Genomic DNA, 23,049 nt, shown 5'->3' on the forward strand with positions numbered 1-23,049 from the left:
TTAAATATTCACGACATCTCCATGAACAAACTTATCCATTTAAGGTTAAATTAAGAATACCCCTTTATGAGTATTAGGCAATAAGCTTGCGCTAGATCAATATGTTAATATGTTGTACATCACACTTTTGAATACTTGTTAATATATTACAGTAATCTCTAATGTAAAATATTGCTTAAAATTCCCGTTAAAACAGACTTAAGTTGGATACCAAATGATTAAAAGAGGCAGTCTCACCTCCACTATTCTAAGACTAATGTTAGTCTTAATTTTCATTTCTTCCAGCTTAGCTGTGTATTCAATTATCAATCTAAGTTTCAGTATTGGTGACGCCAGAGCTATCAATGCTTCCGGCTCATTGCGTATGCAAAGTTATCGTTTAAAACTGTATTTAGAGCGTGATGAACAACTGCTGCAAGAAAAGATAAATCAGTTTGAAACGACTCTGCATTCTGAGGCGTTAGAGCGTTCATTAACCTGGTACAGTCCTGATGCATTATCTCAGCAATATCTGTTGGTGGTGGATAAGTGGGAGCAAATGCGCTTTTTCATCGAGAATCATCAGCGTCAAGATTACAGTGACTCTTTAAAAGACTTTGTTGATACCATAGATATATTAGTGTTGGAAATGGAGCGTTTTGCTGCACTAAAACTGCGGATATTGGTGATTGGTCAAATCATTGGTTTATTCTTAATGTTAATTGTCGCCATCGCCGCAACACGTTATACCCGCAAGAGAATGGTACAGCCTATACTCCAATTGATGGATGTCGCTAACTCTATTTCAAAAGGTAAATTCAAAGTTGATGTACCACAAACAGAATATATGGAACTGCATGCACTCGGAGAAGCCTTTAAGAAAACCGCATCAGAGCTCGATACCCTTTATCAAGATTTAGAAGGCCAGGTCAATGAAAAGACCATCGCACTGACACGAGCAAACAACGAGCTAAGTTTTTTGTATGACAATCTCATCAGATTACACGCCGATAGCCTCGACTATAAAGCACTCAGCACTGCACTTACTCAGCTCAAAGACTTTGAAGCATTAGATTATGTTCGTTTAGTGATTGAACACGATGACGAAACCATTGATAGTATTGAGGCAGATAATGGCTGGTTAGACCCTGCGGTACAAGACCCTAATGCACATACAGAGGTCAAGCCAGTTAAGTTCAACTTACAACTAGAAGATAAAAATCTCGGTTATATTGAGGTGGTATCTCTCAAACCACTTAACAACATGTTATTTGTCAATTTCGCCATGATGCTGACTCGTTCCATTGTTATCCACAATGCCACAGAAGAAAGACAGCAACTCGCGTTAATGGAAGAACGTGCCGTCATTGCCAGAGAGCTGCATGATTCTTTAGGTCAGCTACTTTCATATCTCAAAATCCAAGTCAGCTTATTGCGCAAAAAAATTGAGCCTAATTGCATGACTGAAGATGTGCAGACCCAACTAGTGGACATTAATGATGGCGTCAGCACTGCTTATGGCCAGCTTAGGGAGTTACTGTCTACATTCAGGTTAACCATTAAAGATCCTAACTTAGGTCAAGCCATTGAAGTGATGTTAGCGCAACTTCGTAAACAGACAGGGATCATTATTGAGCTAAATTACCAGTTATCACCGCATTTACTCGCTGCCAAGCAACACATTCATGTATTGCAACTCACTCGCGAGGCAACAATCAATGCAATTAAACATGCAAAACCTTCACGCATAGAAATTGATTGTTTTTTGGCAAATTCTGATATGATACATATCAATATCAAGGACGATGGCATTGGCGTGTCGCATTTAAAAGAACGCGATCAGCATTTTGGTCTCGGAATAATGTACGAGCGTGCAACGAAACTGCATGGCACTGTCAAGTTTGATAATAATCCGCAGGGCGGCACAACTGTCTCCCTCGTATTTCCACCCCAGCAGGAGCCTTTAAATGGGTAAACCTTATTCAGTATTAGTAGTAGATGACCACCCGCTACTTCGACGTGGTATTTGTCAGTTAATCACTTCAGATAGTGACTTTAGACTGTTTGGTGAAGCAGGAACGGGGTTAGACGCACTGACTGCGATTGGTGAAGATGAGCCAGATATTATCTTGCTCGATTTGAATATGAAAGGCATGTCTGGCCTAGATACTTTGAATGCCATGCGCCAAGAAGGCGTCACCGCAAGGATTGTTATTCTAACCGTTTCTGATGCGAAGCAAGACGTGATTCGTTTACTTCGAGCCGGTGCAGATGGTTATCTTCTTAAAGACACTGAGCCAGATTTATTACTGGAGCAACTGAAAAAAGCCATGCTTGGCCATCGCGTTATTAGTGATGAAGTTGAAGAGTACATCTATGAGCTGAAAAATGCTGATAATGATGAAACTTGGATTGCATCATTAACCCCGCGTGAGTTGCAGATTTTAAAAGAGTTAGCTGAAGGTAAGAGTAATCGCGTCGTCGCTGAAGATTTACATATCAGTGAAGGTACGGTGAAAGTTCATGTGAAAAATTTACTCCGTAAAGCAAACGCAAAATCGCGAACAGAAATGGCAGTGAGATATTTAAACCACTAGTTTATTTTTGACTGATTTAAAAAAGGCGACTCATAATAGAGGCGCCTTTTTAATGTCTGCAATCACGAGCATTTGTTTGTAAACACTAAGACTGAACTGCCAAGATTAACAGTTAACTTAACACTTAGTTCTTAACGTTTAGCTCTTAACATTTAGCTCTTAACGCTTAAGGATGAACTCCATCCAGCTTTTAAGTGCCGTCTCAAAATCCTCTAGACCACAATAAGCTTCAGACTCTGAATCGTACATGCTCATCGACTCTTCCAAATCAAAATCTTCATCAAAGTCGATAGCAATTGCGAACACTCTGACTTGTTCACTGTCGATCAACAAGGCTAAATCACGACTATGCATTAGCCAGTCATTTTGCTTATTAGCCCTAATAATTTCAATCTGCTTAATAATATTATTGCACTGCTCAATATCATTACCCAATCGCTCGGCAAAAAAGCGACCTAGAATGGCATGTTCCATACTAAATTCAGCAAATAAAGTGCCGTCTAAACTGTTACGGCGAAACTCGTATTCCATGATAAAACTCAACATTAGGCTTTGATCTTATTTTAACTGATGTTAGCTAAAACTGCGCAGTCACAACGCGTAAATAATGAAAATGTTGCAGATGAACAAAAAATCCGTCATTTTTATCTTCAGTGCTACTATTGCCTATACATTCACCACTTAATCTTACATTCAGCACGACAAATCACAGTACACGTTCATCATCGCGAGTCAGGACTTATATGGATACAGGTTTTATTTATTGCTTACTCTTATCAGGCCCTAATGCAGGTCAGAGCATCACGCCATCTGAACTTAATCAATGGCAACCTGAAGACGGATTATTATGGGTGCATTTACGCTACAGCGATGAAGAAGCAAAACAATGGGTTATCGATGCCCAACTGCCGCAAACGGAAACTGATACCTTATTAGCGGAGCATACTCGTCCACGCTCATTAAGCTCTCAAGATGGGGTATTAATGGTTTTACGCGGCATTAACCTAAATCCTAATTCTTCACCTGAAGACATGGTATCGATGCGTATTTTTGCCCAGCAACATCGAATAGTTTCAACCTGTGAGCGTCAACTTCAGTCAGTAAAAGACATCGCGGAACAAATTATCAGTAAACCTAACAGTATTGATTCTAGTGCTGACTTTTTAGTATCACTTTGTGAACGATTAACGCACCGAAAAATGGAGCTAATACATAATCTCGAAGATCAATTAGATGATCTTGATGACCAAATTACTGCACCAATAAGTTCGTCGCTTCGCTCTGATATTGCTGAACTTAGAAAACAAACAGTCACGTTAAGGCGCTATTTTTCACCTCAACGGGATGCCTTATCTCGGCTATTAAACGATGGCCATGTGTTGTTCAACTCTGAACATAAACTGCGTATACGCGAAATAAACGAAACGTTAATCAGGGTCATAGAAGACTTAGATGCTGTTCGCGATCGCGCTAGCGTCACTCAAGAGCAACTTCAATCTCAGCAGGCTGAGCAACTTAACAAGCGCTTGTATTTTCTATCACTGATATCGGCAATTTTTCTGCCGCTTGGGTTTTTAACCGGATTGCTTGGAGTGAATATTGGCGGTATTCCCGGAACCGAAAACACATGGGCTTTTGCTATGTTCTCTGGTGGGTTAATTCTACTCGTCGCTATTCAAATGTGGTTATTTTACCGCTGGAAATGGTTATAAAATCTGCATAAATAATTTTATTAAATTTTGTTTACAGTTAACCTTTGCCCACAAAAAAGGACGCATATAGCGTCCTTTTTAATCGATAGCTGCTACAAACGCAGCATCAACACATTACTGAGCAGCTGGTGCTGCTTCAACTTGTGCTTTTTCGATAGACAATAATTCAACTTCAAACACTAACGTTGAGTTAGCTGGAATAGTACCTGTATCACGTTCGCCATAAGCTAATTCTGATGGGATAACGAACTTGTATTTAGCACCAATAGGCATTAATTGAACACCTTCAGTCCAACCAGGAATCACGCGGTTTAGAGGGAACTTAGCAGGCTCGCCACGGCTGTATGAGCTATCAAACTCAGTACCGTCGATTAATGTACCTTTGTAGTGTACTTCAACAGTGTCTTCTGCCACTGGAGTCTCGCCTTCACCGGCTTCTAGCACTTCGTACTGTAAACCAGACTCAGTCGTAACAACGCCTTCTTTAGCTTTGTTGGTTTCAAGGAATTTCTTACCTTCTTCAACAGCTTGGCTTGCTAATAACTCTGCTTGTTCAGCACGTTTTTCATTTAATTTAACATCAAGACCTTGAAGTACAGTTTGCATTTCTTCTTCTGTAAGATCTAAAGTATCAGCTAAACCATCGCTAAATCCTTGAATCACTAACGTACGATCAACAGCGAAACCTAGGTCTTCTTGCTCGGTAATATGACCAGCCATGTAACGGCCAATTGAGCCACCAACACTGTAAGCTTCTTTTTGCGCGTCAGTTGTTAATTCAACTTTCTTTGCCACGACTTCTTGTTCTTGGTTACATGCAGTAAGACCAACAACAGCCAGTGCAACTAACGATAATTTGTAAATAGATTTCATTAAAGCTTCCTCAGCGTCCTATAGCGGTTACAATAACCTGTAGGTAAAAAATTTGTATATATTTGGCCACTTTATACTAAATAAAGTGTTTTTTGCAATGGCCTGAATAATAACACTGCCTTTGAGACAACTTTTACAGGAGCAAGTTCATGTTTCGACTTACTATGCTGATATTGTGTATCTGCTCCCTTTTGGGTTGCCAACCCGCGGCTGAAAAAGTGTTTAGTGTCACCACAGATTCAAGCTATAGCGCAAGCTTATCTGAAGATGGTCAACTTGCTTTAGTGAGCACGGCTAGCAATGGTGTTCAGTTATGGGACCTCAATAAACAAGCCTTAAAATTTCGCTGGCAACATGGCAGTGATGCGCAGTCCACTGACAATAATGTTTTCGACACAGCCCTTTCTTCCAACGCGCAATATGCTGCCACCTTAACCGCAGACTCATTGGCGATTTGGGATGTTAATACTGGTGAATCTATTGGTTGGTGGTCACTTCCTGCCTCAGCGCAATCGGTGGCAATTGCTAATAATGCCCAAACTTTAGTCGGTTTAGTTGATGGCTCAGTGATGTCTTTTGCACCACAAAAAAGCCTGATCAAATTTTTAGGCCACCAAGAAAGAGTATCCAGTGTGTCTATTTCAGCAAATGGGCAATTGGCGCTGAGTGGCTCAAATGATGGCTCAGTGATCCTGTGGCAGGCGCAAACGGGTCAGCCGGTTCACCAATGGCAACTTGAATCTCGTATTGGCAAAGTCACCCTTAGCCAGAACGGCCAACTTAGTTTTGCCAGTGATATTACAGGCAACGGCGCGATTTATTACAGCGATAGCGGCGAGGTATTATCAACTCTTGCCATTAATCGTCGTCAAATGACTTTCAGTAGTGCACGCTTTATTCAACAAGATAAAATCCTAGTAACCGGCTCGCCATCGAAAGAAATTATTCTATGGCAAACCCAAACAGGTAAAAAACTGGCAAACAGGCAAATTCAGCTAACTAAAAACAGTCAAAATAGAGGTGCCGTTGTATACTCTATTGCAAGTGATGCCCAACAGCAGATTGTGAGTATCAGTAATCAAGGTTTAGTTGAGTCATGGGGGCCATTGCCATAATCGCAATGCGCAACTCTATGGCGATGAGAGGAAGTAATGCAAGACATGCAACAAAAGATTGATGATCTAGAAATGAAAGTCGCTTTTCAGGAGATAACACTTGAAGATCTTAACCAAGAAGTGATTAAATTAAATGACTTAGTGGCATTTCAACAACACCAAATGTCATTAATATTAAATAAGCTACAAGCCATTGAGCCCAGCAACATGGCTTCAGCATCAGAAGAAACCCCGCCACCACATTATTAAGTGTTGGCTAAAGCATGTTTACTAAAGTGATGTTTGCTATATTCACTGACGAGTAAACCAACAAGCTATCTTATACAAATCACTATCAATGAAGCATTAAGGAACGCTATGCCTGCAAGTGACATTATGACAATAGCACAATCTGGTGAAGCCATTTTGAATCGTCAAGCACAAGCAGTCATATCATTTGATCCAGCTCTGGTTCAGCTTACTGAGAATATGATAGCCACGATGACAGCTGCAAATGGTGTCGGAATTGCTGCGCCGCAAGTATTTAGTGATTTAGCTGTATTTATCATGCATTCAAGATCTAATGACCGATATCCAAATGCACCAGAAACCTCGGCAACCGTTGTGATTAACCCACGTATTATTGCTTATTCAGATGAAATGGAGCTGGGGAGCGAGGGTTGTCTATCTATCGCTGAACGGCGTGTTGACGTATTAAGGCACAAAACAATTAATGTTCAGTATCAATCTCTAAGCGGAGAGGTTATCAAGCAGCAACTGAGTGATTTTGTTGCCCGCATTTTTCAGCATGAATTTGATCATTTACAGGGAATTACTTTGCTTGAACGGATAACTATGGCTGACCAAAATTCATCACAAGCTGGCAATCAAGAAATCAGTACTGAACAAAATCAACAAAATCAGCACACGCAAGGTGCTGTCGAATGAATAAACTGCTTAGCATAGGTCTACTGTGTTTCAGTCTTACTGGCTGTGCATACAATAGCATATTGATAAACTATCCTTCGCAGATCGCACCGATTAAACAGCAACTTGCAAGCCCTACACCCAGTTCTAAATTGTCAGAATTAGCGGGTGAAATAGATACCAATGATGGCTTGTTATATGCTCAAGAAGCGGGCCGCGTCGCCCAGGTTTCGGGCGATTTCGAAACCAGTAAAACCTACTATCAAGCAGCTATTCAGGCTTATAAAGCGTTTGATGACAGAGCAACCATTAGCGCATCTGACTTAACTGCTACCGCAAGTAGTTTAGTGCTAAACGACAACGCAATACCTTACCGTGGACCAGGTTATGAACGGATCATGGTTCATCAATATCAAGCATTTAACTATCTGTTTTCTGGTGATGCACAAGGTGCATTAGTCGAAGTGCGTCGAAGTAATCAACTACAAGCCAGTGAACAGGCACGCTATCAAAAATCGCAAAAATCGGTACGAGCAATGGCTAACGGCACTATCGACAGTGAAATCAATAAGCTAGATCAAGCCACTGGCACCGTTACCAGTTCTTTTTTAAATGCATATAGCTATTACACAACAGGTCTGCTTCATGAACTGTTAGGCGAGCCCAATGATGCCTATATTGATTACCGTAAAGCGGCACAAATCACACCAAACAATAAATACCTGCAGCAAGATCTAGTCAGGTTAGCTAAACAATTGTCTATGCCTCAATACGATGAGTTTAAGCGTCGTTGGGGAGATGCTATTTTACCTAAAAAAGGCCAAGGCCAAGTGGTGATGGTGGTCGAAAAAGGCTTCGTGCCTGAAAAACAAAGCTTAACCGTTCCGTTTACTATTGATGGTAATTGGCAAACAGTGTCACTGGCTACATATCAGCCACACCGCCAAGTGATTCAACCTTCGACTATCCAAGGTCTCGGAACCGTATTAAAAGCGGAACCAATTGCCAATATTGATGCCTTAGCTATTAACGCACTAAAAGAAGATTTACCTGCAGCCTTGGTACGCCAAGCTGCGCGGGTCTATACTAAGTCTGAAATGACTCGCAGTGTTGAAAGTAGCAGTAAGCGCCGTAATAACGAAGCCGATGCAGCAGCAATTTTAATGCAGATTTTTAATGTAGTGACCGAGCAAGCTGACAGACGTAGCTGGCTGACATTACCAAGACAGGCACAAATCGCCCGCCAATATATTGAACCAGGCGAGTACCAAATCCGTTTAGGCAACAGTCCTGCTGCCAAAATTGATGTACAACCTAATCGGGCAACATTAATTTGGGTGATAGAGACTGGTAATCAAACCCGTTTTTATTCAATAATTATTTAACTCAACTATTTATTTAACTCGACTACTTATAAGTCATATCCAACATGGAACTTACTATGAAACATTTTAAACTGATTTTTGTTTTAGCCGCTGTAATCGGGCTATCAGCTTGTCAATCTAAGGTTGAATATGGCGATGCAACCGAAGTAGAAACCGTTAATGAAAACTTCGGTTCAACTGATTTACAAGCCATTGCTGCAAAAATGGTTGATAGCATGCTGACGTTCCCGCCTGTCATCGTCATGACACAGAACGATCGCCCAATTATCTTTGTTGATAAAATCAAAAACAAAACCTCTGAGCATATCGATACAGAATCCGTCACTGATACCATCAGCAATAAATTATTACGTTCAGGTAAATTCCGCTTTATCGATATGACTAAAGTTGACTCAGTGCGTAAGCAACTAGACTACCAAAACAATGCTGGTATGGTTGACCCGTCTACTGCGATTAAATTCGGTCGTCAAGTCGGTGCCCAGTACATGCTGTACGGCAACTTATCTAGCATCGTCAAGCAAGATGGCAGCACAAAAGACGTATACTACAAAATGACCATGCGTCTAATGGACTTAGAAACAGGCCTAATCGAATGGTCTGATGAAAAAGAAATCCGTAAAGTTAAATCTAAGTCTTTCTTAGGCTTATAAGCCTCTGATAAACTTTAATTAGCCGACTTCCAGTCGGCTTTTTTACAACTGTAAACAATAGTCATTGAATAAAACGCTAGTTCCAAAAAACAATAATAAATATTTAGGGAAGAAATTGTGAACCTGTTTAAGTCGTCTATCGTCGCGCTTGCTTGCGCAAGCTTATTTGCTTGTAATAGCACTCCTAAGATTATTGCAACAGAACGTGATGGCAGTGCCAATATCAGCGAAGCCCAAGCAATGGCTCGCTCTAATGTCGTCTCAGAAGTGAATTATCAGCTGAGTTTTAATCTTACTGGCGAAAGTCATTTTAGTGCTATCACTAAAGTAGATTTCAACCTTAGCAGCAATAAAGAGCCGCTGACACTTGACTTGAATCAAGCCACAATTAACAAGCTCACCATTAATGGTAAAGGCATTTACCCGAATTATAACGATGCTTATATCAGTATCAATTCGCAGTTACTCAGCAATGGTAAAAATACCATTGAAGTCGAATACAGCCGCGAACACAGCACCAATGGCGAAGGCTTACATCGTTTTGTCGATCCTGTTGATGACAAGGTGTACTTGTACTCTCATTTCGAGCCAGCTGCCGCTCAGCAAATGTTTGCCGTATTTGATCAGCCCGACTTAAAAGCCACTTATCAAATCACAGTTAACGCCCCTAAAGATTGGAGCGTCATTAGCACCATGCGCGAGAGTAACATTGAAGAGCAAGCTGATTGCAATCTATGGACATTTCCAGTCACGCCTAAGCTTAGCCCTTACAACTTCTCGATGCATGCGGGTCCTTATCATGTTTGGGAAGACAACAGCGGCAAATACCCAATGCGCTTATTTGCCCGTCAATCGGTTGCCGAACAAGTCACCGCTGAAGACTGGTTCACCTACACGAAGCAAGGCCTAACATTCTTTGATGATTATTTTGGTATCGACTACCCATTTAAAAAATACGACCAACTGTTAGTCCCTGATTTTTTATATGGCGCGATGGAAAATGCAGGCGCCATTACTTTTGCTGAAAACCGTTTCATGTACAAAGACACGATGACGGCAGCCCAGCGACAGCGCTTAGCTGGTGTTATCATGCACGAGATGGCGCACCAATGGTTTGGTGACTTAGTCACAATGAAATGGTGGAATGGCCTATGGCTCAACGAAAGCTTTGCATCCTTCATGGGCACTTTAGCCACCAGCGAAGCAACGGAGTTTAGTCATGCTTGGCGAACGTTTTATGCGACTGGTAAACAAAGTGCTTATCGTCAGGATAGCTTAGTCACCACTCATCCTATCGAAGTGCCTGTACCTACCAGCATGAATGCGTTTGATAATATTGACGCCATCACCTACTCAAAAGGTGCATCCACCCTGAAACAACTCAGGCATTTATTAGGCGAAGACACCTTTCAACTAGGTGTGCAGCAATATCTAACCAAGTACAGTTATCAAAACGCCACACTCGATGATTTTATTGGTAGTTTATCTCAAGCCAGTGGGCGTGATTTATCCCAGTGGACTCAAGACTGGTTGTATCAAGCAGGTGTAAACACCTTAAAAGCTGAGTACAGCTGTGACAATGACAGAGTCAGCGAATTTGCGTTAATTCAAACTGCGCCAAGTGATGCATTACCGACATTACGCGAACAACGTGTACAAGTGGCATTATTTGATGCAACCCGTTACTCAATCCATCAAGGCCCCAAAGTTGCGGTCACATACAAAGGCGAGCGAACCGAAGTGCCTGAACTTATCGGTAGCCATTGCCCTAACTTGGTTTACCCAAACTTTGAAGATTGGGGATATGTGAAAGTCGAACTTGACGAACGCTCATTTGAAACCGCAAAACAGCAGCTGAGTAAGGTCAGTGACCCACTGCTTCGTTCAATGTTGTGGCAAAGCATGTGGGACAGTGTCAGTGACGGTAAAACCTCTCTTAAACAATACATCAATGTCGCACTAGTCAATGCACCGCTTGAACAAGACTACACTATCTTAGGTCAAGTCATCGGTAACTTAAAACAGGCTCAGTATTACCTCGACAGCATGGCGCCGAATCATAAAGCGTATGCAGTTAAAGTCGGTAAGGCTCTGACTCAAATGAGCTTACGCATGGCAATGGAACATCGTGACAATGCTGACTTCCAGCGCCGCTGGTTTGATGCCTATGTTAGCCTAGCGAGTAGTCAGCACGCATTGGATCACCTCGCCGATCTACTGGAAGGCAACGCGACGATTACAGGCTTAAATATCAGCCAAGATTTACGCTGGAAAATCATTATCAAACTCAATCAATATGATTATCCACAAAGTGGCCTTATTGCCATTGAAGAAAAACATCGCGACTTATCAGATTCAGGCCAGAAATCTGCAATAGCCGCTGAAGTCATTCGACCTCAAGCAAGATCAAAGCGTCAGTGGCTCCATACCATTGAAAATGACACTGATATGCCATTTTCAAAACTGCGCGTAGCGATGAATTACTTATACCCAAGTGAGCAAAAGTTATTAAGTGCAGCGACAGCAGAGCAGCGTTTAGCCAATATTGCAGAAGTCGATAAAAAGGGACCTGTATTTATGCGAGCTTATAATCGTAGGTTAATTCCAACCGCATGTACCAATGCCAATATCGCCGCGATTAATCAAGTGTTAGATACCGAAACAGGCTTGTCGAAAATGACCCGTAGAGCATTATTAGAAACCCGTCAAAAAGAGCAACGCTGTGTCAAAATCAGCGAAATGTTAACTCACTAGTTCACACATATATGCAAGATAACTCTACATTTTAAAATGTAGAGTTCACCAATGCAGCTTCATGAAATGAAGCTGCATTTTTTGTTTTAAACCAGCAATTAATAACAGGAAGTAATGACAGTAAGTAATGACAGTAAATAGCTTGGTTAACTTCTCAATGTAAATGTCATCATCACAGGGGCATGATCGGTACTATCACTGTCTCTTGCATAATCAGCCCTAACAAGATGTCGATCATGGGTTTGATAATCACTGACTTCAGCCAGGTTTCTTGGGTGTGATGCATCAAATTCACATGAGGCTAAAATGTAATCCAACACCGAGCCTGTATTACCAAAATAGTGAGTTGACTGGCGAGCATATTTTAAAGGGTCAACAGGCGGCAACACATCTTCGGCAATGTCAGAGTCCTCTTCATGTAGACCTGATTCATACTCATCTTGAGCCAAAGTAGCATTGAGCTTTTGACCGGTTTTAAATAAATCATAACTGTCGAATAAGCTAAATTGCGCAAACGCATCCGCCAGAGTTTGGTCATTCATTTTTTTAAGTTCAGGATCAATAATATCGTTTCTAAAAACACGTTTCCCATTGGCACGAAAGGCCTCTAACGCAGTGCTTTGCAAGGTGTCATTAAAGTCGCCCATGAGTAACACTGGTAATTGTGTCTGACTCCGTTGCTTAGCGATTTCATTAAACAATAATGCCGCCTCACTACCCCGCTGCATGTTTGAAGCCCAGCTTCCTAATGCTTGCCTCGCCATAATATCAGCGCCGCCTGTCATGCCAGAATCAGCTAATCGTTCGACGCCCATGCCACTTCGTTTTGACTTTAAATGCACCACATAACATTCGCATTCGCCAAAATCAGCTAACGCAATTTTTACCCGTAGCGGTTTACGGCTAAAACTAAAATCATTAGCAATTCCCATTAACGGAAACAAGGTTTCATCGGGAGTCACTAACGCAGATTCAGTAATGGGATATTTCGACGCAATAGCAACTACAGGGTCTTGATAGACATAATCGCTGATTAAACTCGGCTCATCCAAAGCGGCAAAATACTGATAACCCAAAGGCGCAATTAATGCCTTTAATGCATCAGGACTAAAGACTTCTTGAAAACCAATAATATCTGGTTGATGCTCGGTTAAATAATCACAAATCCAAGCACATTTTTTCTGCCATTGCTGGTGAGAATAGATATTTTCAAAGTCATAATAAGCCGCTGGCGGCTCGATAAAATTAAATAAATTAAACGAAACCACTTTAAAATTTTGTTGTTTATTTTGCTGTTTTTTACTGCTGGTCTGAATCACCGCAAACTGCCTAAAAGCCCTATTCTGACAACAGATTAAAGCCAAATCGATTAAGTGTCGATGTTAATTACAATCAATATCAAAATGATCTTGAACCATCTTTTTGTGAAAATTCATTAATCGAAAAATGATCCTAAATTAGCAACTGCCGTATTACCCCTCGAAATCAGCGCCTGAAATCAGTAATCAAAAAGTCAATTTTATAATTCGTTTACAGAAACAAATTCGAGGAAAGAACGATGAAAAGGATCTACTCTCTTGCCCTATGTTTTTCACTGATTGGATTAACTGCTTGTTCAGATGATGACGATGACACAGTCACTGATGCAGAGGTCGAAACGCCAGTTGTCACTTATGCTGAAGTACGCGTTATTCATGCTGGCAGCGACGCGCCAATGGTCAATGTTACTGCTGATGGTGCAGCTTTACTGTCTGATGTCGATTACGCCATGTCTAGCGGTTTACTCGAAGTACCTACGGCAACTTATGCCATCAATGTCGATGCGATACTTGCTGATGGCAGCACATTAACAGTACTTGAAGCTGAGCTAGCAACAGCAGAAGACATGGAATATACCGCCGTCGCATTAGGTAATGTCAGTGATGAAACGCTAATGCTAAAGCTCATTGCTAATGAAGAAAGTGCCATTGATAGCGGCAATGCCCGAGTCCAAGTTTTACATGCCACTCCAGCAGTAGGACTGGTTGATATTTATGTCACAGCGCCAATGGCCGACATCTCAATGATGGAGCCGACATTATCAGCAAACTATATGGATAATAGTGACCAACTCACCGTACCAACTGCTGATTACCAGATTAGAATTACAGCATCCGGTGACAAGAATGTCGTATTCGATTCAGGCACAGTTAACCTAGCCGATGGAATGGATTATTTAATTTCAGCAATTCCAAATGAATGGTCAGGTAACTCTCCTGTTGCTTTATTAGTTGCGCTACCTGAAGGCCAAGTACTACTGAACGATGTTAGCAGTGGCAGTGATATCCGTGTAGTACATGCCGTTGCCGATGCCCCAGCTGTCGATGTATTTTTAGATGGCAGCTCAACGCCGGCCATTGATATGCTTTCATTCGGTAACCTTGCAGGCTACGTCAATATCCCAGAAGGCATGCACACAGTAACCGTTGCGGCTGATGCCGACAATTCAGTAGAAGTTATTACCGACGCCGAACTCGATTTAATGCTAGGAAGCAGCTACTCAGTACTCGCCGTCGGTTCTCTCACTGACAACGACATTGCACCTTGGGCTTTTGCTGAACATACACGCCGCATTGCGACTGAAGCGCGCCTGAATGTCATTCATGCCTCTTACTCTGCAGGCAACGTCGACGTGTATTTAACCTCGACTGCTGATATCAGTGATGCAACACCTGCTCTCACTGATGTCCCATTCAAAGCGGCATCAGGCAGCTTGAGTATCGCACCGGGTGATTACACTGTCAGCGTGACTGTCACAGGCACTAAAACAGTAGCGATTGGCCCGCTAGCTGTATCACTTGCAGGCAACGGTTTATACAGTGTTGCAGCAGTAGATGCAGAAAATGATACTTCAATGTTCTCGGTTATCTTAATGGACGATTTTGTCGCCGAAGAATAATCAAGGCCATTCACTCGTAAACGATTATCTCCGTCCGACCCTTTTGCGGCTTATCCTCCACCCGAGATAAGTCGCTTTTTTATGAGGAAAATAAATGATGAAAAATTCACTCGCCAATATGCATCAGTTATTACAGCGGTATACTTCAGTAGTAATAGGCGTACTATTGAAAAACCTGTGTTTATGCAGTCTTTTTATAAGCTCCATCGTATTTTTTCAACCTTCAGTGAGTGCTATGGAAATACAATTTAACTCCCAACAGCAACTTCAAGCAGCCAAAATCAGTAATGACACGGTAATGGGCGGCATCTCATCAAGTGAAATTAACCGCGATAAACGCCAAGATAAGCCCGTTTTTAGCGGCAATGTTTCACTTGCCAACAATGGTGGTTTTGCATCAATGGAGTATCGTTTACTCGCGATAATTCCGCGAGCCAACGCCGTAAAATTAACTGTAATAGGTGACGGAAAACGTTACCAATTACGCTTTAAGACACCGAAACTTTCCTTTGGTGAAGCTTATGTGGCTCACTTTAATACCATTGCAGGTCAGCGCACTGAACACAGGTTTACAGCTGGTGATTTTAATTCGCAATTTCGTGGTAGAAACGTCAACGCACCTGAATTACTATTTGAAGATATCGACCGAGTCGGCCTACTGATTGCCGATAAACAACAGGGAGACTTTTCTCTGATGCTCGATACTATGACGTTTACTGATTAAATATCAGATAATCTTTACCCTATCACGGCAAGACAACTGGACCCCAAATGAAAACAATGACCCATATTAAAGGCGTAATATTCGACCTAGACGGCACTTTAGTTGAGTCAGAATTGGACTTTGGTAAAATTAAGCAACAGTTAAACTGTCCATTTGATACTGACGTTCTCGACTTTATCGAAGACATGCCATCAATAGATGCTCAGCAACAAGCCCATCAAATCATTATTGAGCACGAAGCTCTTGATGCAATGAATGCCAAGGCGCTGCCTCATATGCATGCGTTATTGGCCAGTTTGCAACAACTGTCACTGCCTACAGCCATCGTGACCCGAAATAGTAAAACCGCAACAGCAACTAAACTGTCGCAAAATAACATTGCCATGGAATTAGTGTTAACCCGTGAATGTTACCCTGCTAAACCCGCACCAGATGCGTTACTTGCCATTGCCAAACAGTGGGATATTCCTGTCAGCCAGCTTATCTATGTAGGCGATTATTTATACGATATCCAAGCAGCTAAAAATGCAGGGATGCAATCAGTGTTTATCAATCACAACCAACACGCAGAATACCAAGACCAAGCGGACTTTATTGTCAGTGATTTAAAAGAGCTACAAACAGCATTAGAAGCGAATAATCAACGCTAAACTCGCCCTATTACGGTTTTAGTTATAGTTATAGCTTTAGTTTTAGCTTTAGTTTTAGCTTTAGTTTTAGCTTTAGTTATTGGCATACATGGCACGCTTTCACAGGTAAAGCCACCTTCAGTGAACCAAGCCATAAGCTGCAACGTATCTTTCAACTCAGTCAGCAATCCTTTGCCTTTTTCCTACTGATGAGAAAACAATGAATCCATTACACCCAAAAAAGCTGTTACACAGTAAGTGGACTAAAGTGCATGTCACCAATAAATTGAAGCACTTTTCAGTGATAAAAGTGACTTATGATGAAGATGGAAACGTACTAGAATGTATTATTCGTGCAGAAATGAATGCTGAAGAATTTGCTATTAATTGGCGTAACCTAAAAGACACTCAGCTTTGGCGCCAAGGTTGGAAATAAAGCATTGCTAACGCCTGGGTATTTCCGGCAGAAATCTTGATGTATCAGTCGAAAATGCTAGAGGTTTTAGGCCGTAATACTTGATATTTTAGGCCACAAGGCTTGAGGTTTTAGGCGGCAAGGCTTGAGGTTTTAGGCGGCAAGGCTTGAAACTAAGAACAAACCAAACAAAATCAAACTCCCTTTTGCTGTCGCCTTTTTAGTGGAATGACGAAGCTGACGAGATTCACTTGCAAGCAAGCGTTCCATATGGCTTTGTGTCGTATCAAAATGGCTATTTTTATTCGCGCTCATCCCTAACTCTTGCTCATTTTTAGGATCGCTTTTTTCAGTTAACTGTGGCTGATTAGCCTCAAAAGGCGCAGCTATTTTAGGTGTAATAATGGATAGCACTTGAGTTTGGGCTTGAGTTTGTTTTTTAGCTAAATGCTCGGCTGTAGATATTGGCTTAGTCATACCTTTAGATTTGGCCATTATTCTCGCTTTAAGCTTCTTTTTAGCTTTGGTTCTGGCTAGCTTTTTCAACTCAGCTTTTGATTGGGCTGACATTTGAGTTACAGGCTCAGATAAAAGAATAATTTCAGTTTCCGTATTCGCAACCGTTTGAAAATTAACTTCGATGCCTTGTGCATCAAACAACTCATCAGTAGTCACTGAATCCGATGGCGAAGTCGCTGCTAATAACCCTTCTGCTAACGGTTTAATATTTTGGTCTTCACCAAAAAATTTTTGTATGTATTGGGCACACATAATGTAGGCTAAACGTTCACTTTCTTCATAGCGCTGACTATCTAAAATGTACGCTTTGAAAGAATATGCCAGAACGGTCGATAGACAAGCTAAACTCTCGTATAACTCATTCAACTGAGGATATTTGTTTGCCACTTCCCTCCAGTGTTCCATCACCACTGAATCTACTTCAAATTCATAACTCATATCAGGAATATCGACTAAGGCCGCTAAAGATTTCTCTGCCAGATAAAGTTGCCACATGTCGTCATAGGATTTACGCTTTGTAGCACATTTTAAAATCTCATAAGAAACGGCAATATTGGCAAGTTTTATATCAATATCTGCGAATTTACTTTGATACTCAGCTGAGTGATAAAAAAGATACAAGCTTTCATACGCATCAGTTATCGCATCATGATCAGCATCTTGAGTAATCCCTAAGCTATGATATAAATTTTCCATTAATGCTTGGCCCTTCCTCATACAGCTAATGCTTTTTAAAATTGATTACAACAACGACCTTTTGAAGCAAGATAAGTCGCTCAGACAACATCATAATTCAAATAAACATTACATATGGAATAGCCGTTATTCCATATGTGGACTATAGCAACAAACAGCCATAAAAAGCCTTAACTAGACCTTAAATTAGGTTTTTAAAACAGTACATTAATGAAAGTTAATAATGAGACAAATGATTATTGAGGACATAAGATAGGTAAGAAAATACAGCCACTGATTAAAGCGATAACTTTCAGCCAGCGTTTTATAAGATGAAGCTTTTATAAGAAGCTTTTACAACAAGCTCTTGGCGCTCAATTATTATTAATCAGTTTCATGTAAGCCAATAACCGTCGAACTTGTCACAGAAGCATTAAAGTGGCGTTGTTTTACAGACAAATAGGACTCATCACTAAAAAACGCATTCATCACCTCTTCTGAAGGAAAATCAATGGTGAACACTCGATTAATCTGAGAATTGGTTTTAGACTTTAGTACCTCAGATACTGCAAAATCATAACCAAAGTCACCACCGTAAAAGTGCAAGATTGGCAGCATTGCATCGCGATAAGCCTGATATTCAAGTTCATCATGAACATGCAAAGCCATTATTCGTTGAAAGCCCATTGCTACCTCACTTGCTAATATTCAGTGTGTTAACACTAACGCTGCCAGTTAAATAAAATCACTGATTTCTGCTAACGATTTCTTCTGTAATGCATGTTCAGGCACTGTGGCGGCCTCATCAGGGTAACCCGCAATAATCAGCATGTATGGGCGTTCGTTATCACTATCACGGCCACAAACCTTGCTTAAAAAAGACATAGGTTTAGGTGTATGGGTAAGTGTACCTAGGCCTGCGTTATGCAGCGCTTGCAGTAAAAAACCTGTCGCAATTCCCACTGACTCATGAACATAATAATTCTGCTTTTGCTCACCATTATCTTCGCTGCGCTTTTTAGTAAAAACAGCAATCAACCAAGGGGCTTTTTCAAGGTAAGGTTTTTCAGCATTGGTGCCCAATGGTTTTAAATTATCTAACCATTCTTCACCACCACGCCCCGCATAAAAAGCTTGTTCAATGGCTTCTGCTTGCTCACGGATCTGAGCTTTTACATCAGCATCGCTTATCGCGACAAAATGCCAAGGTTGATGGTTAGCCCCATTGGGCGCAGTGCCAGCGGCCAAAATACATTGCTCGATAATTTCTTGCGGTACAGCACGCTCTGAAAATTTACGAATAGAATGACGTCTTTTGACATCCTGATAATTTTGCTTGGCACGTTCTAGCATCTCAGCTTGAGAATATTCGATAAAGTCAGTTAATGGCAGGTGAGCTTCGGTCATATCTAGTCCTTATTATTTTAGTTCGCACGGTTAGAGTCTTGTTCTAATTATCGAGTTATCAATTTATCGTCCGTTAACAATCGTTATATGCTCCATGAGCAAGTAGCCGCTAAAGTTCTATAGAGTGTAAAGGCTTAACCATATGGCTACAAAGCAAGCAGACTGCGGCCTGTGATGCATAAACCACCACCTTACATTGTATATTTACAACTGAAAACTCAACTATTAAAAGTCAAAAATGCTCTCAATACACATCCGACCAGCACAATGGTTCGAACTCCTTAGCTAGCGATCATTTTAATTTTAATGCTGCAACCTCTTGGGCATAATCAGCAACCCTTTTACTTAAGTTGGCAAATAAAAAACTTACGCCAGTAACGCAATCATAACTAACTTTATTATTTGAAACGCAAAAAATAACACATTATTTAATATGGAAGTTACCAAGTACAGAACCGTTAAGCAGATTCAAATAAAACACGATAATAAAAATTAAAGGTTTACATGAATTTTACCATCAAGCATAAGATCAGTTTCTTCGTCTTCATTTCATTATTCGCCATTATAGCTGTTGGATATAAAGGTATCGATTTAGTCGAGCAGAAAATGCTCGAAGCCAAAAAGGTCCAACTACAAGTACAAGTCGAATCGGTAGAAAGTCTTCTTAAATCGGTTTATCAAAAAGTGCAAACCGGGGAGCTTGCAGTTGATGAGGCAAAGCAAGACTTTTACCTTACCCTACAAAACCTCAGTTATGGTCATAACGGTTATTTCTTCGCATTCACTTCCGACATGATCCTTCGCGCATCCCAAAAAGGCGCAAAAGTAGCGGTTAATATCGCCCATGTCCAAGACAATGATGGCGGATACCTGTATCAAGAGATTTTGGATGGCACCCGAAATCGTGATAATCGCGGCTTTGTTGAATATGACTTTAAACGCGTTGCCAATGGTAAGCCTGAACCCAAGTTATCTTATTCATTAATGTTTCAGCCATGGGATTTAGTGGTGGGAACGGGTATTTATATCAGTGATATTAATGAAACTGCCCACAAAGCAATGATGACTATGGTGTTAGTTATCGGTGTCATTTTGGTTATTTTGCTGAGTATTTCCTTTTTCATTATTAAAGCGATAACGGGACCGATTAATCACATTCAAGCGGTGATGCTAAAAGCTGAAGCCGGTGATATGACACAACGTATTGTGATCGACAATGATCATGATGAGTTAGGTCAGCTAAGTAGATCAATCAATGCAATGTTAAGCCAGTTTCATCAGCTACTCGATAGCTTAAATGTCTCATCCAAAACTCTGTCGAGTGCATCTGAAGGGCTATCAGTGATTGCTGCACAAACCAATCGCAGTGTTTCAGAACAAACGGGTGAAATTCAAACCGTAGTCAGTGCCATTGAGCAAATGTCTGCGACAATCAAAGAGGTTGAAGGCAATACCCTTAACGCTGCAAGTGCCACTGCAGAAGCCAGCGACATGATTAATGGTGCCAGCGATATGGTTACAGATACCATCACATTAATAAATAACACCTCCCATAGAATTGATGAAGCCAGCGCGGTTGTCGATGAGCTTAAGCAGGGATCCGCAGAAATTGCACAGGTCCTCAATGTGATTACCAGCATTTCAGATCAAACCAATTTACTCGCCTTAAACGCGGCGATAGAAGCCGCTCGAGCTGGTGAAGCTGGTCGTGGTTTTGCAGTGGTTGCTGATGAAGTGAGAAGCTTAGCCCATAGTACTCAAAACTCGACTGTGGAAATCAGCAAAATCATTGAGACCCTACAACACTTAGCTCAAAGTGCAGCCAGCAGCATGAATGCAGGTAAAGAAGCCACTGATCAAACCATAGAGGCAGCGGCTAGAACAGACCAAAACTTAAAATTAGTGGTACAGCATGTGGACAACATTAACCAAATGACTGAACAAATCTCTTCGGCAACGACTGAGCAATCAGCGGTTTCTGATGAAGTAGCTCGCGCCATGGTCAATATCAGTAATATTTCACTGGAAACAGGTCAAGCAAGTGAGCAAACCAGCCATGAAAGTGAAAATGTGAAATTACTGTCAGAGCAAGTTGATACAAACATTGCTAAATTCACGATTTAATCGTCTTAAGTGAGTAACAGATAAAGCAGCAATACAGGCTAATTTACACGCCCTGTTGCTGCTTTCTTTTAAAGTCATTTAATGTGATTTGTAGCGCTTCGATCGCGGTTTGCGTATCGATATTATTTTCTTCAAGCAATTGAATTAAATCGACCGCAAGTTGCACCGATTTAGGCGCATCATTCAATGGTGATTGTGGCTGATTTTCTGTTGTCATCTATGGTGCGTTCCAATACAAATAGCGGGTAAAACAGTCAATTTAACCAAACGACGGTTAATGAAAACAGCCGTTAGTCAAAGCAAGAATTACAGCATGAGTTACTGCATAAGTTAATTCATAAGTTATAGTGAAAAGTTAGCAATCGCTTTTTGAATACCAATCACATCAGTGCCTTTCTTTAACTCTTTAACAATAGGTTGTTCTGTCCCTGAGATAAATATTTTAAGCTCAGCATCCATATCGAAAGTACCTGCAGTTTCAACAATAAAATGGGTCATCGATTTATAAGCAATTGAATGATAACTCACCTTTTTTCCTGTCATGCCCTGCTTATCAATCAAAATTAAACGCTTATCAGTAAAGACAAACATATCGCGGATCAGTTTATAACCCATTTGTACTGATTCATTGTCGGCTAGAATTGGTGACAGCTCTTGCTGTAACTCACCTAAATCCATTTCAGAGGAATTACCTAAAATCGCATCAAAAAGTCCCATCACATTCTCCTTGGTTATGACCTTTATTCTTAAGATATTAAATGAATAAAAAAGTGGATAAAATAGTGCGGCATCTACACCCAATTAACAAGCAAAAAGCTGTTAAAGTATTCTAACGACACTGTAAACCACACTTTCAAGGCTAATTATGAATGCTGCTATCATTGGCGCAACCGGCTTAATCGGCCATTACTTATTGTTAAATTTATTGGCAGATGCTCGCTATCAAACCGTGTTGGCCATAGGTAGAAGATCGCCTGAACTTGCGGCAGAAATAGCAGGAATTGAAAAGCTTATCTTTGTCGAAACACAGTTACAGCAGCTTACCGAGTTAAGCTTACCTGTCAGTATTGACCACGCTTTTTGCTGTCTTGGCACCACCATTAAACAAGCGGGTAGTCAGGAAAACTTTATCAAGGTTGACCACACCGCCGTCATCGACTTTGCCAAGCTTGCGATTGAGTATCAAAGCCAGACTGGGGTGAAATTATTTGTGGTCACTGCCCTAGATGCCAATGAGAATTCGACTGTGTTTTACAATCGAGTAAAAGGCCAAGTGCAGAAGGATTTAAGCCTCCTCCCCTTATCCAAACTCTACATATTTCAGCCAAGCTTGTTATTAGGAGAGCGAGCCAGTCAGCGAACCTTAGAAGATATAGGCCAGAAGTTTTTTGCTATTGCCTCAGGGATATTTATTGGCCCTTTAGCCAAGTACAAACCCATTACCGGCAAGCTTGTGGCTGACAATATGCTGGCTGTTGCAATACAAGATAAAGAGTTAGTAACTGATGCCGATTTAGTTAACGACAGTAAGCTTGATAATGTAATGGTTAGGATTATTGATAATAAACAGATGCATCGATTGGTTAATTGAGTTTTATCCTAACTTTTAGTTATCATTTTGAAAAATCAACGTCGTGGCGCTTCGCC

23 protein-coding genes are annotated in these 23,049 nt (G+C 41.0%); 15 read left to right on the plus strand and 8 right to left on the minus strand.

Annotation, left to right across the window (positions count from 1 at the left end; all coding sequences use genetic code 11):
* Window positions 1–214: 214 nt before the first annotated feature.
* Complete coding sequence (gene narQ / locus AB4153_RS10270; protein ID WP_371997296.1) at window positions 215–1,954, plus strand: nitrate/nitrite two-component system sensor histidine kinase NarQ; 1,740 nt, start codon at window positions 215–217, stop codon at window positions 1,952–1,954.
* Entirely contained in the window at window positions 1,947–2,576 is a 630-nt protein-coding gene (locus AB4153_RS10275; protein ID WP_102528203.1) for a response regulator, read from the plus strand. The genes narQ and AB4153_RS10275 overlap by 8 nt, the downstream gene beginning before the upstream one ends.
* Window positions 2,577–2,735: 159 nt before the next feature.
* On the opposite strand, the gene AB4153_RS10280 is transcribed toward AB4153_RS10275, so the two are convergent.
* Complete coding sequence (locus AB4153_RS10280; RefSeq protein ID WP_102528304.1) at window positions 2,736–3,107, minus strand: YacL family protein; 372 nt, start codon at window positions 3,105–3,107, stop codon at window positions 2,736–2,738.
* Between the two features lie 212 nt (window positions 3,108–3,319).
* Here AB4153_RS10280 and AB4153_RS10285 point away from each other — a divergent pair, with 212 nt between their 5' ends.
* Entirely contained in the window at window positions 3,320–4,288 is a 969-nt protein-coding gene (locus AB4153_RS10285; RefSeq protein WP_102528202.1) for a zinc transporter ZntB, read from the plus strand.
* 114 nt (window positions 4,289–4,402) lie between these two features.
* Here the strand turns inward: AB4153_RS10285 and fkpA are convergent, their stop codons facing one another.
* Window positions 4,403–5,161, minus strand: a complete 759-nt coding sequence (gene fkpA / locus AB4153_RS10290; protein ID WP_102528201.1) for an FKBP-type peptidyl-prolyl cis-trans isomerase — start codon at window positions 5,159–5,161, stop codon at window positions 4,403–4,405.
* 149 nt (window positions 5,162–5,310) lie between these two features.
* Here fkpA and AB4153_RS10295 point away from each other — a divergent pair, with 149 nt between their 5' ends.
* The 6 genes from AB4153_RS10295 (at window position 5,311) to pepN (ending at window position 11,971) form a co-directional block, all read left to right on the plus strand.
* The gene (locus AB4153_RS10295; protein WP_371997297.1) at window positions 5,311–6,276 is read left to right on the plus strand and encodes a WD40 repeat domain-containing protein; all 966 of its coding nucleotides are present in this window, start codon (window positions 5,311–5,313) and stop codon (window positions 6,274–6,276) included.
* A gap of 36 nt (window positions 6,277–6,312) precedes the next feature.
* The gene (locus AB4153_RS10300) at window positions 6,313–6,525 is read left to right on the plus strand and encodes a SlyX family protein (RefSeq protein ID WP_102528199.1); all 213 of its coding nucleotides are present in this window, start codon (window positions 6,313–6,315) and stop codon (window positions 6,523–6,525) included.
* 108 nt (window positions 6,526–6,633) lie between these two features.
* Entirely contained in the window at window positions 6,634–7,203 is a 570-nt protein-coding gene (def, locus tag AB4153_RS10305) for a peptide deformylase (protein ID WP_102528198.1), read from the plus strand.
* Window positions 7,200–8,567, plus strand: a complete 1,368-nt coding sequence (locus AB4153_RS10310; RefSeq protein ID WP_371997298.1) for a COG3014 family protein — start codon at window positions 7,200–7,202, stop codon at window positions 8,565–8,567. The genes def and AB4153_RS10310 overlap by 4 nt, the downstream gene beginning before the upstream one ends.
* Before the next feature lie 56 nt (window positions 8,568–8,623).
* Window positions 8,624–9,217 carry a penicillin-binding protein activator LpoB gene (gene lpoB, locus AB4153_RS10315; protein ID WP_198589569.1) on the plus strand — a complete coding sequence of 198 codons (594 nt, stop codon included), beginning with the start codon at window positions 8,624–8,626 and terminating at the stop codon, window positions 9,215–9,217.
* Window positions 9,218–9,334: 117 nt separating this feature from the next.
* On the plus strand, window positions 9,335–11,971 hold the full coding sequence (gene pepN / locus AB4153_RS10320) for an aminopeptidase N (RefSeq protein ID WP_371997300.1): 2,637 nt from the start codon (window positions 9,335–9,337) through the stop codon (window positions 11,969–11,971).
* A gap of 146 nt (window positions 11,972–12,117) precedes the next feature.
* Here the strand turns inward: pepN and AB4153_RS10325 are convergent, their stop codons facing one another.
* Window positions 12,118–13,290: an endonuclease/exonuclease/phosphatase family protein gene (locus AB4153_RS10325; RefSeq protein ID WP_102528194.1), complete on the minus strand. Its 1,173-nt coding sequence runs from the start codon at window positions 13,288–13,290 to the stop codon at window positions 12,118–12,120.
* Between the two features lie 239 nt (window positions 13,291–13,529).
* Here AB4153_RS10325 and AB4153_RS10330 point away from each other — a divergent pair, with 239 nt between their 5' ends.
* The 4 genes from AB4153_RS10330 (at window position 13,530) to AB4153_RS10345 (ending at window position 16,698) form a co-directional block, all read left to right on the plus strand.
* Window positions 13,530–14,909: a DUF4397 domain-containing protein gene (locus AB4153_RS10330; RefSeq protein ID WP_371997302.1), complete on the plus strand. Its 1,380-nt coding sequence runs from the start codon at window positions 13,530–13,532 to the stop codon at window positions 14,907–14,909.
* A 94-nt stretch (window positions 14,910–15,003) separates the two neighbouring features.
* Window positions 15,004–15,633, plus strand: coding sequence for a CIA30 family protein (locus tag AB4153_RS10335; RefSeq protein ID WP_102528192.1), 630 nt, complete (start codon window positions 15,004–15,006; stop codon window positions 15,631–15,633).
* A gap of 47 nt (window positions 15,634–15,680) precedes the next feature.
* A complete protein-coding gene (locus AB4153_RS10340) occupies window positions 15,681–16,283 on the plus strand; it encodes an HAD family hydrolase (RefSeq protein WP_371997304.1) in 603 nt (200 codons plus the stop codon).
* A 199-nt stretch (window positions 16,284–16,482) separates the two neighbouring features.
* A complete protein-coding gene (locus tag AB4153_RS10345) occupies window positions 16,483–16,698 on the plus strand; it encodes a TIGR02450 family Trp-rich protein (protein WP_371997306.1) in 216 nt (71 codons plus the stop codon).
* 132 nt (window positions 16,699–16,830) lie between these two features.
* Here the strand turns inward: AB4153_RS10345 and AB4153_RS10350 are convergent, their stop codons facing one another.
* The 3 genes from AB4153_RS10350 to AB4153_RS10360 all read right to left on the minus strand — a co-directional run bounded on the left by AB4153_RS10350 (window position 16,831) and on the right by AB4153_RS10360 (window position 19,278).
* A complete protein-coding gene (locus AB4153_RS10350) occupies window positions 16,831–17,892 on the minus strand; it encodes a DnaJ domain-containing protein (RefSeq protein WP_371997307.1) in 1,062 nt (353 codons plus the stop codon).
* A gap of 363 nt (window positions 17,893–18,255) precedes the next feature.
* Window positions 18,256–18,558, minus strand: a complete 303-nt coding sequence (locus tag AB4153_RS10355; RefSeq protein ID WP_229371468.1) for a DUF1330 domain-containing protein — start codon at window positions 18,556–18,558, stop codon at window positions 18,256–18,258.
* Window positions 18,559–18,606: 48 nt separating this feature from the next.
* A complete protein-coding gene (locus AB4153_RS10360) occupies window positions 18,607–19,278 on the minus strand; it encodes a nitroreductase family protein (protein ID WP_102528188.1) in 672 nt (223 codons plus the stop codon).
* A 504-nt stretch (window positions 19,279–19,782) separates the two neighbouring features.
* On the opposite strand from AB4153_RS10360, the gene AB4153_RS10365 reads away from it, so the two are divergent.
* Window positions 19,783–21,402, plus strand: coding sequence for a methyl-accepting chemotaxis protein (locus tag AB4153_RS10365; protein ID WP_371997308.1), 1,620 nt, complete (start codon window positions 19,783–19,785; stop codon window positions 21,400–21,402).
* A 43-nt stretch (window positions 21,403–21,445) separates the two neighbouring features.
* Here the strand turns inward: AB4153_RS10365 and AB4153_RS10370 are convergent, their stop codons facing one another.
* Together AB4153_RS10370 and AB4153_RS10375 are read right to left on the minus strand one after the other, a co-directional pair.
* A complete protein-coding gene (locus AB4153_RS10370) occupies window positions 21,446–21,619 on the minus strand; it encodes a YbaM family protein (RefSeq protein ID WP_303515443.1) in 174 nt (57 codons plus the stop codon).
* Between the two features lie 125 nt (window positions 21,620–21,744).
* Window positions 21,745–22,119 (minus strand): PH domain-containing protein, encoded by a 375-nt coding sequence (locus AB4153_RS10375; protein ID WP_229371473.1) that lies wholly within the window; start codon window positions 22,117–22,119, stop codon window positions 21,745–21,747.
* Window positions 22,120–22,267: 148 nt separating this feature from the next.
* Here AB4153_RS10375 and AB4153_RS10380 point away from each other — a divergent pair, with 148 nt between their 5' ends.
* Window positions 22,268–22,993, plus strand: coding sequence for a nucleoside-diphosphate sugar epimerase (locus AB4153_RS10380; protein ID WP_371997309.1), 726 nt, complete (start codon window positions 22,268–22,270; stop codon window positions 22,991–22,993).
* Window positions 22,994–23,049: the final 56 nt, after the last annotated feature.

Origin of the sequence: Shewanella sp. 10N.286.52.E4, assembly GCF_041468785.1 — a bacterium.
GTDB classification, from domain to species: domain Bacteria; phylum Pseudomonadota; class Gammaproteobacteria; order Enterobacterales; family Shewanellaceae; genus Shewanella; species Shewanella electrodiphila.

What these genes read in the sequence shown, in the direction of transcription:
- AB4153_RS10380 (WP_371997309.1), top strand. Translation starts at nt 22,268, where the DNA reads ATGAATGCTGCTATCATTGGCGCAACCGGCTTAATCGGCCATTACTTA.
- AB4153_RS10375 (WP_229371473.1), bottom strand. Translation starts at nt 22,119, where the DNA reads ATGGGACTTTTTGATGCGATTTTAGGTAATTCCTCTGAAATGGATTTA.
- AB4153_RS10310 (WP_371997298.1), top strand. Translation starts at nt 7,200, where the DNA reads ATGAATAAACTGCTTAGCATAGGTCTACTGTGTTTCAGTCTTACTGGC.
- AB4153_RS10300 (WP_102528199.1), top strand. Translation starts at nt 6,313, where the DNA reads ATGCAAGACATGCAACAAAAGATTGATGATCTAGAAATGAAAGTCGCT.
- AB4153_RS10345 (WP_371997306.1), top strand. Translation starts at nt 16,483, where the DNA reads ATGAATCCATTACACCCAAAAAAGCTGTTACACAGTAAGTGGACTAAA.
- fkpA (WP_102528201.1), bottom strand. Translation starts at nt 5,161, where the DNA reads ATGAAATCTATTTACAAATTATCGTTAGTTGCACTGGCTGTTGTTGGT.
- AB4153_RS10340 (WP_371997304.1), top strand. Translation starts at nt 15,681, where the DNA reads ATGAAAACAATGACCCATATTAAAGGCGTAATATTCGACCTAGACGGC.
- AB4153_RS10360 (WP_102528188.1), bottom strand. Translation starts at nt 19,278, where the DNA reads ATGACCGAAGCTCACCTGCCATTAACTGACTTTATCGAATATTCTCAA.
- AB4153_RS10370 (WP_303515443.1), bottom strand. Translation starts at nt 21,619, where the DNA reads ATGACAACAGAAAATCAGCCACAATCACCATTGAATGATGCGCCTAAA.
- def (WP_102528198.1), top strand. Translation starts at nt 6,634, where the DNA reads ATGCCTGCAAGTGACATTATGACAATAGCACAATCTGGTGAAGCCATT.
- AB4153_RS10285 (WP_102528202.1), top strand. Translation starts at nt 3,320, where the DNA reads ATGGATACAGGTTTTATTTATTGCTTACTCTTATCAGGCCCTAATGCA.
- AB4153_RS10295 (WP_371997297.1), top strand. Translation starts at nt 5,311, where the DNA reads ATGTTTCGACTTACTATGCTGATATTGTGTATCTGCTCCCTTTTGGGT.
- AB4153_RS10280 (WP_102528304.1), bottom strand. Translation starts at nt 3,107, where the DNA reads ATGGAATACGAGTTTCGCCGTAACAGTTTAGACGGCACTTTATTTGCT.
- lpoB (WP_198589569.1), top strand. Translation starts at nt 8,624, where the DNA reads ATGAAACATTTTAAACTGATTTTTGTTTTAGCCGCTGTAATCGGGCTA.
- AB4153_RS10355 (WP_229371468.1), bottom strand. Translation starts at nt 18,558, where the DNA reads ATGGGCTTTCAACGAATAATGGCTTTGCATGTTCATGATGAACTTGAA.
- AB4153_RS10365 (WP_371997308.1), top strand. Translation starts at nt 19,783, where the DNA reads ATGAATTTTACCATCAAGCATAAGATCAGTTTCTTCGTCTTCATTTCA.
- AB4153_RS10335 (WP_102528192.1), top strand. Translation starts at nt 15,004, where the DNA reads ATGATGAAAAATTCACTCGCCAATATGCATCAGTTATTACAGCGGTAT.
- AB4153_RS10350 (WP_371997307.1), bottom strand. Translation starts at nt 17,892, where the DNA reads ATGGAAAATTTATATCATAGCTTAGGGATTACTCAAGATGCTGATCAT.
- AB4153_RS10275 (WP_102528203.1), top strand. Translation starts at nt 1,947, where the DNA reads ATGGGTAAACCTTATTCAGTATTAGTAGTAGATGACCACCCGCTACTT.
- narQ (WP_371997296.1), top strand. Translation starts at nt 215, where the DNA reads ATGATTAAAAGAGGCAGTCTCACCTCCACTATTCTAAGACTAATGTTA.
- AB4153_RS10330 (WP_371997302.1), top strand. Translation starts at nt 13,530, where the DNA reads ATGAAAAGGATCTACTCTCTTGCCCTATGTTTTTCACTGATTGGATTA.